We start from the raw sequence: 15131 nt of genomic DNA on the forward strand, positions 1-15131 counted from the left end.
GGGAAACCTTTGAGGTTTCTTTTTTCCTTATTTTAGCCAAAAAAAACAAAAAATGACTTTATTAATAGTTTTCGCAACTTTATCTATTCTCTTTTCCTTTTTATGCTCTATTCTGGAAGCGGTATTATTAAGTGTAACTCCTACATTTATCAATCTAAAAAAGAAAGAAGGAAAAGCTTTTGCAACTAAATTAGAAGAAATTAAAAAAGATGTTGACAAACCCTTAATTGCTATTTTAACTCTAAATACTGTTGCGCATACTGTTGGTGCTATATTAGTTGGTACACAAGCTGAAGAAGCTTTTGGAGGTGAAGGTAATGGAGTTTTTTGGGTGTCTTTTGTAATGACTATTTTAATTTTAGTTGCCTCTGAAATTATTCCTAAAACCATAGGAGCTACTTACTGGAAGGGATTAGCTAATTTTACAACAAAAGCATTAAGCTTTTTAATTATATTATTTAAATACACTGGAATCATATGGATACTTCAACTATTCACTAAAATGTTTGGTAAAGGCGGGCATGGTGAAAGCGTTTTAAGTAGAGAAGATTTTTCTGCCATGACTGATATTGCCGAACAAGAAGGTGTTTTTCAAGAAAGTGAAAGTAAGGTTATTAAAAATATGCTAAACTTTAAAGATGTTCAGGCAAAGCATATTATGACCCCTCGTACAGTAATTGTTACTGCTGATGAAAATCAAACTATTCAATCTTTCTTTGAAGACAATAGACTTTTACGCTTTTCAAGAATTCCTGTTTACTCTGAAAACTCTGATAATATTACAGGTTATATTTTAAAAGATCAATTATTGCTTGCTATGGTTGAAAATAAAGGAAATGAACCTTTAAAATCGATTAAAAGAGACATTATCATAGCTAATAGAGAATTATCTATTCCTAACTTATTTGAAAAGCTAATAGAGCAAAGAGAACACTTAGCTCTTGTTGTTGATGAATATGGAACAGTAAGCGGTTTAGTAACTCAAGAAGATGTTATTGAAACTTTATTAGGTTATGAAATAATGGATGAAAGCGATAATGTTGCAGATTTACAAAGTTTAGCTAGAAAAAGTTGGGAACAACGTGCTAAGCGTTTAGGAATTATAGAAGATAAAGAAGAATAATTTTTTATTTCATAAAATAAAAAAGGAGAAGCATTTAGCTTCTCCTTTTTTTATAGTATTAGTTTTAACTTTTAATCGTTAATTGTCCAAGATAAATAATACATAGATCCTATTAAACCAGAACCTGGCGCTACTATATATTCTTTTCCTGTTAAGTTAGTTCCACCTAATTTAAATCTTGATTTTAAAGAAGGTACACTATAGTTAATTTGAGCATCTAAAATAGTTCTTGCATCTACAATACCATCTAAGAATCTAGATTCCCATATAAACTTATCTTGCCAACGCACATTAATATTAAAACCTAAATTCTTTAATATACTTGGGTTTCCAAACTGGAACTTAACTTTATGTTCTGGTGTATTAAACCCTGGCTTAAACTCAACATCAGTACTTTTATCAAAAGTAAATCTAGCCCAGTTATAAGCTAATCCAATATCAAATTTCTTAAAAACTTTAGTTTTTAAACCTAAACCTGCTCCATATGAAGAAACATCAGCATTAGAATTCGTTTTAATTGAAAAACGAGTTAAATCTCTATTATCCCATGCATTTATTAAGTCTTGATTTGGCACTCCGTTAGCATCGAAACTTCCATAGTGTGCTACAAAGGCTACTTTTTCAGTTAAAAAGTCCTCATAATCGTTATAATACCCATTTAAATCAATCTCTAATAAATTAGTATCTGTTAAATTAAACACACCACGGTATCCTGCTTCAAAAGACTTTACCTTTTCTGGTTTTACCAAACCATAGTTTGCTTGTACTGGAGCTCCGTTAGCCACTGAAAGAGCAGAAAAAGATCTATTAATAGCATCTCTACCTGTTATTATTGATGTTGCTGACGGTGCATTAGCGCCTCTATTAGCTACTGTAACTGAGTATCTATCTAAATTTTCTCCTGCAGTTCCTAAAATATGTGTTGCTCCACTAAAGAAACCAATATACTGATCTTGTGTTGTTGGATTACGGAAACCTGTTTGAAAAGACCCTCTTAATACATGATCCTTGTTTTCTCCTAAACCATAACTTAACGATACCCTAGGTGAAAAGTTTCCTTTAAAGTTTTCTGACTTATCATAACGAACAGAACCCGTAAACTTTAAACGATTGTCTAAAAACTTTTTCTGTAACTGTGTATAAAAACCAAATTCATCAAATGAAATTCTAGAATTTGAATCGGTATAAATGTTACCTTGAGAGTTTAATTTAAATAATCGGTAACTACCTCCTACTTGTATTTCTCCCCATTCTATAATATCTCTAAAGTTATAGTTAGCATCTGCATGATAAAAAGCTGATTTATCAAAAATCTTTACTCCTGAACTTGCATCAGAAGTTACTTCACTCAATGCTGCATCAAATTCTGGGGTTCCTGGAACTAATCTTCCAGAGTCTGCTTGAGTTCTTGCTGTTAAATGAGCTACTTGTGCATTATTTGCTGGTACTCCTGGAATATTACCTGTAAAAGCAGCTGCATAAGTTCCTATATACTCTGAATACCATTGATTATTTGATTTCCATCTTTCATTTAAGTTAATAGCAGCAAAACGCGTATCGAAAGAATTACCACCATCATTTTCCGAATAATATCCTCTTACAAAATAGTTTTTACCTATTAACTCTAATTTATGCTGTTGTAAAAAGAAGTCTTTTAACGAATATCTATTTACTCCTTGATATATATTATTATCTCCTCTATTGTAACGTGAGTTCCAAACAATTTCTAAATCTTCATTTCCAAAAGGACGGTAGTGTAATGAGGCATCAAACTTTAAGCTATTTGCTTTATAATCTAATAACTCTTTCTCTTTATAACCTGTTCTACTTACATCAACTCCTCCTTGAAATAATGGCGCTAAAGCATTTATGGCTGGATCATTACTTCCTAAAACTAATCTTTCTAAATCTTGAGATACTTCATCTCCATAAACGTTTACTCCATCATAATTTGGATCAGAACCTAAATCACCTGCTATTCTATAACCAGATGTAACTACACCACCAATTCCTGTAGTATTTTGAATATCATCTGCATGCCAATCTTCTCCTTCAAAATATGTTAAATTAACCTTAGCAGCTAACTTATTTGTAAATGCATATGCCATACGTACACCAACATTATAAAACTCATTATTACCTGCTGCATTTTGACTTGTGATACCAGATTTAATATAAGTACTAATTCCATTATACTCAAACGGGTTCTTACTTTTTGTTAATAAGATACCATTAAATGCATTTGCTCCATAAAGTGCCGATGCTGCTCCTGGTAATATCTCAACGCTTTCTACATCTAATTCAGAAATACCTGCTAAATTTCCTACAGAGAAATTAAAGATTGGTACTGAATTATCAACTCCATCAATTAACTGTACAAAACGAGTATTTTCAAAAGGAGAAAAACCTCTAGTATTTACAGATTTAAATCCGATACTATTTTCGTTTACATCAACCTCTTTTAAATTAGCTAAACCATCATAAAAAGACAATGCTGTGTTCTTTTTAATATCGTTTAACCCTAAACGTTCAATTGTTACTGGCGATTCTATAATTCTTTCTGGAGCTCTTGACGCTGAAATTACAACTTCGTCTAAAGATATACTCTCTTTAAGAATTATATTTAACTCTTGGTTTGCTTCTGTTACTTCAACTATCTCAGTTTTATAACCAATTGCAGATACTTCTATCGTAAATGGAAAAGTCTCTTGCGCTGTTAAAGAAAAATTACCATCGATATCTGTACTAGTTCTTTGTTTTGATGTTTTTACATTAGCTCCTGGAAAAGGCTCTAAGTATTCATCATAAACTTTACCACTTATAGTTTGCGCCATTGACACAAGACTACTTAGGGCAAAAAAAACAATAAGTAATTTTTTGTTCATAAATAAGGGTTTTTAATTGTAAAATTTAAAAATAAAGATTGGAAGAATTTTTAATTATTCTTCCAGAGAAAATGAAATAGGAAAACCGTATTTTACTGAAGTCTTTTCCCCATTTTTCTTTGCAGGTATAAACCTAGGTAGTTGAGCGACTACTCTTTTAGCCTCATCATTTAAAATCTCTCCTCCTTTTGGTCCTAATGTTTTTACATTTGAAATATTTCCGTTTTTGTCTATTACAAAACGAATCCAAACATCTCCTTGAATTCTTTCTCTAACAGCCTTACCTGGATAGCGGAAATATTTTTGAATATGCTTTATCATTTCCATATTAAAGCAGTTCATTCTTTCACTCTTTTTAGAGTTTCTGCACGATTCAAATAATGGTATTTTATCAACTGTACTAAATTTAGAAGCTTTTCTCAATTCTTCTGCTGATAAATTATTGGTAATACTTGCTATGTTATTTTTAAGAGCTAATGATTCTTTTAACTCTGAAGAACTATCAAGATTTGAAACTCCAGAGGTATTTAGATGAGAAGCGCTATTAATTGCAGTACGTTTTTTAATATCTTCCCTCTTTTTTAGGTATCTACTTCTAGAAGACGATACTCTAACCGTAATTTGTCTTGTTTTTTTACTTTTTTTTGAATCTTTAATAGTACATTTTGTTATACTATTTACATCAAAAGAATCCTCTGGTGTTTCACACACTTCTTTTTGGGCTACCAAATTAATAGAAAAAGAAGAAGCTAATATTATAAATAATAACTTTCTCATACTTATGGGGTATTAGTGTTATGGTTATTTAACAATTACAATAAACTTAAAGTCGATAAGCTTATCTATAACTTTCACTAAGGCTGTTTTTTTAACAGTTTTTTAGGGGGAGGGAATATAATACACCTTAGAGACTGCAAATTTTATACTAAAATTTAATATTTACAATTTTTTAACACAGAAAATACTCGTTTTTATGATTTTTTCATTTAAACGAGTGTAAATTTTAATAAAAAATAGAATTCTTTTCTTTTCAATAGCAAAATTCAATAAAAATTTGAGTTCTAGTATTAAATACATATACAAAAAGCCCATCAATTTGATGGGCTTTTAATTATATTGTTAAATATTGTTACTCTAAACTGAAAACTATAGGGAATTCATACAATACGTCGATAGATTTGTTTTTATGCTTCCCAGGTACAAAATCTGGCAATAAAGACACAATTCTTTCTGCTTCTTTCTTTAAGATTTTGTGCACATTTTCTCCTTCTATTTTTATGTCTTTAACCTCTCCAAATGAATCTATAATAAAACTTACATTTAAAGTTCCTTCAATCCCTCTTTCTAATGCTTTTTCTGGATATCTAAAATTATCCGTTATATGTTTCTCCATTGCTTGGTTAAAACAATCAAACGCATCTAAACTAGAATCTGAGCAATCTTTAAACATTGGAATTTCTTCAACCAAATCAAAAGAAACGTTCATTTCTTTTTTCATAACCTCTTTGGCTATTAATGCATGAGACTCCAAATCATTTTTTGCCTGAAGATCATTAATATCATTTGTTTTTAAATCACGTGCTAATAATACAGCTTTACTAAGATATGTACGTTTTTTAAAATACCTCTTGCTTGAAATAATTACATCTTTCTTATTAGGATTTTTAGTTATTTTAATTTCTTTTACTTTACACTTATTAATTTCATTTACATCAATTATTACTTCATTCTTCGTCTCACAAACTTCCTGAGAGAAAATTTGTGTTACAGTAAAGAACATCAATAATATTGTGAATACATTTTTCATTTTAATCAAATTAGATTAACGTATACAAAATCGAAGCATCTAAACAATAGAAATAATCTATTGAATTAAAATTCTTTCTAGATTTTTATAAGTTAAATGATAAAAAAATTGACTAGATAGTTGTAACTAGTTTTTAATTTGAAAAAAAATGATCAAGTAAATGGTCAAATATTCTATTCTGGGTAAGTGTGTTATTTCTCATTTTCAGGGGGTTAAAATGGTTAAAAAAACTGATTTATAACTACTTAAAAAATATACATTTTATTTATTAAGGGAATCTAAATATAACAAAAAAGAACTTAAATAACAAAATATTCAAGTTCTTTTTAGGTTAAAAATTCATCAATTTATGTTAAACTTTTAATATTCTTGGTATAAGAAATCGTTATATGGAAAGCGTTGAATATGGATTTTTTTCACCTCTTCATAGACTTTATCTTTAAAATCTTCTAAGTTACTTTTATTTAACGCTGAAATAAAAATACTTTCCTTTTCGATATCTTTCATCCATGTTTTTTCCCAGTCAGAGAGTGTATAATGTGCTTTTGTTTTTTCTGTTATTAAATCATCTTCATCAATAACTTCATGTGTATAAGCATCTATTTTATTAAAAACCATGACAGTAGGTTTATGAACGGAATCTATCTCATCTAATATTTTATTTACAGATGCAATATGGTCTTCAAAATTTGGATGAGAAATATCTACTACATGTAATAATAAATCTGCTTCTCTAACTTCATCTAAAGTTGATTTAAATGACTCTACTAATTGAGTAGGCAATTTTCTAATAAAACCAACAGTATCTGTCATTAGAAAAGGAATGTTTTTAATCACTACTTTTCTAACTGTTGTATCTAATGTTGCAAATAGCTTGTTTTCTGCAAAAACATCACTTTTACTTACTACATTCATTAATGTAGACTTTCCTACGTTTGTATAACCAACCAGAGCTACTCGTACCATTTTACCCCTATTCTTTCTCTGAACAGCCATTTGCTTATCAATTGTGACTAACTTCTTTTTAAGCAATGATATCTTATCTCGAATTATACGACGGTCTGTTTCTATTTCAGTTTCTCCTGGTCCACGCATACCAATACCTCCTTTTTGTTTATCAAGGTGAGTCCACATTCTTGTTAATCGTGGTAATAAATATTGATATTGCGCAAGTTCTACTTGTGCTTTTGCTGAGCTTGTTTGAGCTCTATTTGCAAAAATATCTAGAATTAAATTTGTTCTATCTAGAATTTTACAGTTTAAAAAATTCTCTATATTTCTTAATTGTGCAGGAGACAATTCATCATCAAAAATTGCTGTTCCTATATTATGCGATTCTATATAAGCTCTTACCTCTTCTAATTTTCCTGTTCCTAGAAAAGTTTTTGGGTTAGGCTTATCCAATTTTTGTACAAAACGCTTAACTGCTACTCCTCCAGCTGTTAAAGTTAAAAACTCTAATTCATCTAAATATTCCTCTGACTGTTTTTCGTCTTGATGTTGGGTTATAATACCAATTAAAACCGCTTTTTCAGATATGGCTTCACGTGTTTCTATCATAGGATGCAAAAGTACAAATTTATCGACTTAGCTACTCGATATTATTTTTGCTACTTTTTTCTTCAGTTCTGGTAAAATATCCTTTTCAAACCATGGATTTTTAGCTAGCCAAAATCTATTTCTTGGAGATGGATGTGGCAACGCAAAATACTTTGGCAAATATTCTTCGTAATGATTTACTGTCTCAGTTAACGTCTTTTTAGCTGCTTCTTTTAAATAATATTTCTGTGCATACATCCCAATCAACAATACCAATTCTACGTTTTGCATCTTATTTATCAATAGCTCATGCCATTTAGGAGCACATTCTTTTCTTGGTGGTAAATCTCCAGATTTTCCTTTTCCTGGATAACAAAACCCCATTGGAATAATCCCAAAATTAGTAACATTATAAAATTCTTCATTGGTAACTCCTAACCAAGCTCTTAGTTGCTTACCACTTGCATCATCCCAAGGTATTCCAGATTTATGAACTTTAGTCCCAGGTGCCTGTCCTATGATAATAATTTTTGAATCTTTATTAGCAAACACCACTGGTCTTGGCTCAATAAAGTTTTCACATATTCTACATTTCTGTATCTCCAATAACAACTCTTTCATTTGATAAAGTTAACATTAAAGCACAAAAAAACACTCGTCTTATCATAAAACGAGTGTTTCTTTTTCAAAATTTGTTATTGCTTAGTGGTTAATTGCGTAACCAGCAGCTTTTCCAAACTCAGCTAACCGAGCTAAAATGTTTTTAAAAAAATTTTGAATCCCCTTAAGTAATTTTTTTTTCATGATTGTATTTATTAATTCCCCTTATGCAAATATAAGGATTTAAAACACTGTTTACCAGTAAATTACAAAACCATGTATGAATGGTAAATTATTATGTATAAATGGTATTGAGTGTTTTATAATTTGTTAAACACAATCTATAAAAACAATATTTTTAAAACTTTATGAAGTCATTAAACGCCACATAGTATGGCTGATCCTTAAAAACTGGCAGATCTACGCTTTCTGCATTTGCTATTCCTACACCTGCAAACCAAACTTTTGCATTGTGTTTTTTTGCATGCTCTTTAAATGTTTCCATCCATAAAACATCATACTCCTCTGGTGATTGAATATTATTGGTAGTTTTTACAATCACAAAAATTGTGGGTTCTCCCTTTTTAAACAAAACAAACTGAGGATGTCTCTTAAGCTCACTATTGATTGCAACAAATTCAAAGCCTTTTTCTTGCAGTTCTTTCCCCACAATATTCATTCCTAAATTATGAAGTTCTTGCTCTGTAAGTGCTCTCATTACTTTCTTTTGTTTCTTTTATTGTAGTTTTTATCTCCTCTAGTTTTTGGTTTCTTATACTTTTTAGCAATTTCTCTTCTATAAGAACCTCCTTGATTTGTTTTTTTATTTTTTTCTTTCTTTTCATGAAAAGCTGGTCCCGGAACATACTCTTGTGATGTTCTATTTTTGGAAATTTCTCGCTCTTCTTTTGGTCGCTCTTCTTCAGTTAATTGTTTCGTTATTTCAACTTGCTCTGGAATATCTAACTTAGGAATCTCGTAATTCATCAATTCTTCGATTCTCTTTTTAGCCTCTTGTTCTTTTTCTGTTGAAAATAATATTGTTTTTCCCTCATGCTCTGCTCGTCCTGTACGACCAATTCTGTGCATGTAGTTTTCTGGGAAATGTGGTGTATTGAAATTAATTACATGTGTAACTTCTTCTAAGTCTAAACCACGTGCAATAACGTCTGTAGCTATTAAAATTCTCTTTTCTCCTTTATTAAACTGCTCAATAGATCGTAAACGATAGTTCTGAGTCTTATTTGAATGAATTACACATGATTGTGAAGGATACTCCTCTTTTACACATTCAAACAATCTATCAGCATTTCTTTTGTTAGGTGCAAAAATTAATACTTTACTAAACTCCGATTTATCTAATAGCAATTCGTTTAATAAATTAACCTTTGTATAAAAGTTTGGAACATCATAACATACTTGTTTTATGTTATCTAATGGTGTACCACTAACTGCTATTGCTATTTTCTTAGGCCCTATAAAGAAATCATCGATTAAGGCTTCAACATCTTCAGTCATTGTTGCTGAAAACATAATATTTTGACGTCTTGGAGGAAGTATATCAAAAATGTTTAGTAATTGAAATCTAAATCCTAAATCTAGCATTACATCAACTTCATCTATTACTAGCTTCTGAATTGATTTCAACTTTAACACATTACTCAATGCTAAATCATATAAGCGTCCTGGTGTGGCTACTATAATATCTGCTCCTTGCATTACAGCTTCCTTATGGCGATTTAAATTTACACCTCCATAAACACCAATTGTACGCAGTGTTATATATTTTGCTAATTTTTCAATCTCCTCAACTACCTGTACAACCAACTCTCTTGTTGGTACTAAAATAAGTACTCTAGGATGTTGCTGTTTAGAAAACTTTAAATCTCTAAGTATTGGCAACATATAGGCAAAGGTTTTACCTGTACCTGTTTGTGCTATACCTACAACATCTTTACCCGACCTTACAATAGGATAAGCCTGTTCTTGTATTGGTGTTGGATTAACAAAACCAAGGTCTTCTATTGAATTGCGTAACGCGTTTGATAAGTCTAAATCCTGAAAAGAAATCATTTATGCAAAATTTGTGCAAAGGTACGGTTTCTATCACCAAGTACAACATCTATATTATTTTGAAAAAAAATAAACTTTATTCATCAAAAGCACTCTCATAAAAATACACTTACAATGAAAGCATTTATATTTTCTGCTAGATGAAAATAGTTTTTGAATAACTGTTTTTTTCTTTATTCTTAAATATTTTGAATTACATCTTGGACAACTCATGATTATTTTGTTCAAAAGTATTAATTAAGTATCCCCTTAAAATCACCCGTTACGGGTGATTTTAAGAGCAAGTTTCATTAAAAAAACATAGAATTAATCAAAATACTTTCCGAATGGCTTCAAATTATTTCTAAAAAGCAAAAAACCAACGCTATGCGTTGGTTTTTTTATATAAAGAGAAATATTTCTATCCTCCAAAGTCATCAAATCGGATGTTTTCGTCATCAAGACCAAAATCCTCTCCCATTTTTTGTACTGCTTTGTTCATTAATGGTGGTCCACAGAAGTATAATTCTAAATCTTCTGGAGCATCATGTTTAGATAAATATTGGTCTATTACAACTTGGTGAATAAACCCAACGAAACCATCTCCAGCCTCATCGTTAATATCTTTTTTAACTTTCCAGTTATCTTGCTCTAAAGGCTCTGATAAAGCTAAGTAGAACTTAAAGTTTGGAAAATCTTTTTCTAATGCTCTAAAGTAGTGAATATAAAATAATTCAGCTTTAGAACGACCTCCATACCAATATGTAACCTTTCTACCAGTTTTTAAAGTTTTAAATAAGTGATAAATGTGCGAACGCATTGGTGCCATACCAGCTCCTCCACCTACATATAACATTTCTGCTTCAGATTCATTGATAAAGAACTCACCATAAGGTCCTGAAATAGTTACTTTATCTCCTGGTTTTTGGTTGAAAATATAAGATGATGCTACACCTGGATTAACATCCATCCATCCACCTTTTGCACGGTCGAAAGGAGGTGTTGCAACACGAACATTTAACATGATTTCACGCCCTTCTGCAGGGTAAGAAGCCATAGAATATGCTCTTTCTACTATTTCAGTATTTTTCATTACTAATGGTCTAAGGTTAAACTTATCCCAATCAGCCTCAAATTTATTTGGTTCACCTGGATGATCTTGTGGATGTGCTGTAATATCCATATCAGAATATTTAATCTCACACTCAGGAATTTCAATCTGAATATATCCTCCAGCTTTATAATCCATTTCTTCAGGAATTTCAACTACGAATTCCTTAATAAAAGTTGCTACGTTATAGTTACGTACTACTGTTGCTTCCCATTTCTTAATTCCAAAAATTTCTTCAGGAATAGAAATATCCATGTCTTGTTTTACTTTTACTTGACATGCTAAACGGATACCGTGTTGTAATTCTTTACGTGTAAAGTGAGGAGTTTCTGTTGGTAAAGCTTCACCTCCACCTGAATTTACGTGACACTCACATTGTACACATGATCCACCTCCACCACATGCTGATGGTAAGAAGATTTTTTCGTTTCCTAAGGTAGATAATAAGGTACCTCCTGAAGCTACTTCAATTGTTTTATCACCGTTAATCGTAATCTTTACAGGTCCCGATGGTGCTAATTTTTGTTTTACAAATAATAACAATCCTACTAAAACTAATACAATTGCTAAGAATGCTACTACAGTTACAGCTACTGTTCCTCCAGTACTTACTTCTAAAAACATCATTATTCTGTAATTTTTTTAGTGTTATCAGCTAATTCTTTAGTATCCTCTTTTACCTCTTGCTTCTTCTCTTCTATTTTGATTTCTGCTTTAGGAGCTTCTTCTTTTTTTCCTTCATCATCACCTCCTGTTAACATTCCACCAAAACTCATGAATCCGATAGCCATTAAACCAGTAATAATAAAAGTGATTCCTAAACCTCTTAACGCTGGTGGCACAGATGAATATCTAATTTTTTCACGAATAGCTGCAATAGCTAAAATTGCTAAAAACCATCCAATTCCTGATCCAATTCCATAAGTTAATGATAAACCTAATGTTGGAATTTCACGAGATTGCATAAATAAAGACCCTCCTAAAATTGCACAGTTTACTGCAATTAATGGTAAGAAAATACCTAAAGAGTTGTATAAAGCTGGTGCAAATTTCTCTACAATAATTTCTACTAATTGTACCATGGTTGCAATTGTTGCAATAAACATGATAAATGATAAGAAACTTAAATCATAGTCTGCATACTCTGCTCCTAACCAAGATAAAGCTCCTGGCTGTAATAAATATTGATCTAACAACCAGTTAATTGGTACAGTTACTGCTAATACGAATATTACAGCAGCTCCTAAACCTACAGCTGTTGATACTTTTTTAGATACTGCTAAGTAAGAACACATTCCTAAGAACGTAGCAAAAACCATGTTATCTATAAATATCGACTTGAAAAATAATTCTATATGTTCCATTTTCTATATTTTTTTAATGAAGTCTAACGATGTTAGTCTTCAATTAATGCTTTGTTTCTACTACGTTGTACCCAAATAATAATACCTACAACGATTAATGCCATTGGTGATAATAACATAAATCCGTTATTCTCATATCCAATAGAATATAATCCTGTCTTTTCAATTGGGTCTCCTAATACTTTAAATCCTAATAAAGTACCAGAACCTAACAATTCTCTAAAGAAACCTACTGCAATTAAAATTACAGCATATCCTAAAGCATTTCCAATTCCATCTAAAAATGATCTCCATGGTCCATTTCCTAAAGCAAATGCCTCAAAACGTCCCATGATAATACAGTTGGTAATAATTAATCCTACGAATACAGATAAGGTTTTACTTAATTCATAAGCAAAAGCTTTTAATACCTGATCTACAATAATTACTAAAGCAGCTACTACTACTAACTGTACAATAATTCTAATTTTTGACGGTATAATGTTTCTCATTAAAGAGATTACTACATTTCCTATTCCTAATACAAATAATACAGAAATAGACATTACAATAGATGCCTTTAATTCTGCTGTAATTGCTAATGCAGAACAAATACCTAATACTTGAATTGTAATTGGGTTATTATCTGCTAATGGGTCAGTAATTAACGCTGCGTCTTTCTTTGATAAAAGTCCCATATCTTATAATTTTATTTTATTAGATTCTTTTAATGACTTGAAGAAAGGTAAGTATAATCCTAACTCTGACTTAATCATAGCAGCAACACCATCTCCAGTAATTGTAGCTCCTGCAATTGCATCTACTTCATTATCATTTTTATCTTCATTCTTCGGATCGTTATTCGATTTAGAAACAGTAATTCCTTTAAAAACACCATTGCTCATTAAATTTTCACCGATAAAATCGTCCATAAAATAACGTTGCTTAATATTAGCTCCTAATCCTGGTGTTTCTCCTTTGTGATCGAAGAAAGCTCCTTGAACTACCATATTTGCATCCATTGCAACATATCCCCAAATAGCATCCCAAAGACCTTTACCTCTAATTGGTGCTATATAAAACGTTTTACCGTCTTTTTCACCAACAAATAATGGTAACTTTCTTTCATTTCCTGCTTTTGCAGATGTTTGTTGTTTTTTAACATCAATTAAATACGCTTTGTCATCTTCAGTTACTTTGTCTCCTTCAATAACTAATTGTTTTTTGATGTATTTTGAAAACTCATCAGCTACTTTGTCTTTTGAAACAAAGATTGCACTGCTTTCATCGTTTTCATTTACACCCATTGCGTATAAAATATTTTGTTGCTTTTCTATACGTTTATTTCCATCAATCATTGGTCGAAGCGATGATGCAGTAAACGCTAACAAAGCTCCTACTACTAATACCATACCTATGGCAAAAAGTAGCGTATATCCATTGCTTTCTGTTTTCTTACTCATAATTAGGCAGTTTTAACTTTAGCACGTTTTAATCTTCTCTTAACATTTCCTTGAACCACATAGTGATCAATTGTTGGAGCAAATACGTTCATTAATAAAATAGCTAACATTACTCCTTCTGGATAAGCTGGGTTAAATACACGAATCATGATTGAAATAAATCCGATGAAGAAACCGTAAATCCATTTTCCTTTGTTTGTTTGTGCAGCCGATACTGGATCTGTAGCCATATAAACTGCTCCAAATGCAAAACCACCAATTAATAAATGTTTCCAGAAGTCTAAACTCATTAATCCGTAAAACTTACTTGTTTCACCAATCCATCCCATTTCTACAACTTGGTTAAAGATGAATCCCATTACTAAGGCTCCAATTACTGAAGATAACATAATTCTCCAGCTACCAATTTTTGTAAAGATTAAGAATAAACCTCCTAATAAAATTAAGAAAGTTGATGTTTCTCCTACTGAACCTGGAATAAATCCGAAGAACATATCTGACACTGAGAAATTAGTTGTAGCATTTTGCGCTAAACTTCCTAACATTGTTTCTCCAGAAATTGCATCAGCAGTTCCTGCTAATTCTCTTGCTCCAGCTACCCATACTTTATCTCCCGACATCCAAGTTGGATATGCGAAGAATAAAAATGCACGGATTGTTAATGCTGGATTTAAGATATTCATTCCTGTTCCTCCAAATACTTCTTTACCAATTACAACTCCAAATGCAACTGCAACTGCTAACATCCATAACGGTAAATCTATAGGTACAATTAACGGAACTAACATTCCTGTTACTAAATATCCTTCTTCTATTTCGTGTCCTTTAATGATACAGAACACAAATTCTATTGCTAAACCAACAACATAAGAAACAATTACTAATGGTAATATTTTAGCTGCTCCAACTAATAAATTGTCTAAGTTCCAAAATTCTCCACTGAAGAAAGACATTCCTTCTGTAAATCCATTAATAGCTGCGTGATGTTGATATCCTGCATTAAACATACCAAATAGTAAACATGGAACTAATGCCATAATTACTATATTCATTGTACGTTTTAAATCATCTGCTGCCTTGATATGAGTTCCTCCGTGAGTTGTCTCATTTGGCAAGTATAAAAAAGTATGGAAACCATTAAATAGCGGAGCCATTTTAGTTCCTTTATACTTTTCTTTTAAATTATGTAAATTTTGTTTTAAGCCCAT

Annotated in this window: 13 protein-coding genes; 1 reads left to right on the top strand and 12 read right to left on the bottom strand. The window is 31.1% G+C overall.

The features are described 5' to 3' along the window. The first annotated feature begins 52 nt into the window (after positions 1–52). Positions 53–1123, top strand: coding sequence for a CNNM domain-containing protein (locus tag F7018_RS11345; protein ID WP_150900188.1), 1071 nt, complete (start codon positions 53–55; stop codon positions 1121–1123). Positions 1124–1194: 71 nt separating this feature from the next. Here F7018_RS11345 and F7018_RS11350 read toward each other — a convergent pair whose 3' ends face one another. From F7018_RS11350 to F7018_RS11405, 12 genes are all read right to left on the bottom strand, one after another. Continuing rightward, the gene (locus F7018_RS11350; protein ID WP_150900189.1) at positions 1195–4008 is read right to left on the bottom strand and encodes a TonB-dependent receptor; all 2814 of its coding nucleotides are present in this window, start codon (positions 4006–4008) and stop codon (positions 1195–1197) included. Positions 4009–4062: 54 nt separating this feature from the next. After that, positions 4063–4785: an energy transducer TonB gene (locus F7018_RS11355; protein ID WP_150900190.1), complete on the bottom strand. Its 723-nt coding sequence runs from the start codon at positions 4783–4785 to the stop codon at positions 4063–4065. A gap of 352 nt (positions 4786–5137) precedes the next feature. Beyond that, positions 5138–5815, bottom strand: a complete 678-nt coding sequence (locus F7018_RS11360; RefSeq protein ID WP_150900191.1) for an energy transducer TonB — start codon at positions 5813–5815, stop codon at positions 5138–5140. 360 nt (positions 5816–6175) lie between these two features. Continuing rightward, positions 6176–7375, bottom strand: coding sequence for a GTPase HflX (gene hflX, locus F7018_RS11365; RefSeq protein WP_150900192.1), 1200 nt, complete (start codon positions 7373–7375; stop codon positions 6176–6178). Positions 7376–7402: 27 nt separating this feature from the next. After that, positions 7403–7975 (bottom strand): uracil-DNA glycosylase family protein, encoded by a 573-nt coding sequence (locus F7018_RS11370; RefSeq protein ID WP_150900193.1) that lies wholly within the window; start codon positions 7973–7975, stop codon positions 7403–7405. A 337-nt stretch (positions 7976–8312) separates the two neighbouring features. Further along, positions 8313–8672, bottom strand: a complete 360-nt coding sequence (locus F7018_RS11375; protein WP_150900194.1) for a Na(+)-translocating NADH-quinone reductase subunit F — start codon at positions 8670–8672, stop codon at positions 8313–8315. Beyond that, complete coding sequence (locus tag F7018_RS11380) at positions 8672–10027, bottom strand: DEAD/DEAH box helicase (RefSeq protein ID WP_175578716.1); 1356 nt, start codon at positions 10025–10027, stop codon at positions 8672–8674. Before F7018_RS11380 ends, F7018_RS11375 begins: the two co-directional genes overlap by 1 nt. Positions 10028–10427: 400 nt before the next feature. Next, entirely contained in the window at positions 10428–11741 is a 1314-nt protein-coding gene (nqrF, locus tag F7018_RS11385) for an NADH:ubiquinone reductase (Na(+)-transporting) subunit F (RefSeq protein ID WP_150900242.1), read from the bottom strand. Positions 11742–11743: 2 nt separating this feature from the next. Then, positions 11744–12481: an NADH:ubiquinone reductase (Na(+)-transporting) subunit E gene (nqrE, locus tag F7018_RS11390; RefSeq protein ID WP_150900195.1), complete on the bottom strand. Its 738-nt coding sequence runs from the start codon at positions 12479–12481 to the stop codon at positions 11744–11746. A gap of 32 nt (positions 12482–12513) precedes the next feature. Then, positions 12514–13158: an NADH:ubiquinone reductase (Na(+)-transporting) subunit D gene (locus F7018_RS11395; protein WP_150900196.1), complete on the bottom strand. Its 645-nt coding sequence runs from the start codon at positions 13156–13158 to the stop codon at positions 12514–12516. Positions 13159–13161: 3 nt separating this feature from the next. Next, positions 13162–13923: a Na(+)-translocating NADH-quinone reductase subunit C gene (locus tag F7018_RS11400; RefSeq protein WP_150900197.1), complete on the bottom strand. Its 762-nt coding sequence runs from the start codon at positions 13921–13923 to the stop codon at positions 13162–13164. A 2-nt stretch (positions 13924–13925) separates the two neighbouring features. Further along, on the bottom strand, positions 13926–15131 hold the full coding sequence (locus F7018_RS11405; RefSeq protein ID WP_150900198.1) for an NADH:ubiquinone reductase (Na(+)-transporting) subunit B: 1206 nt from the start codon (positions 15129–15131) through the stop codon (positions 13926–13928).

Origin of the sequence: Tenacibaculum aiptasiae (assembly GCF_008806755.1) — a bacterium.
GTDB lineage: Bacteria > Bacteroidota > Bacteroidia > Flavobacteriales > Flavobacteriaceae > Polaribacter > Polaribacter aiptasiae.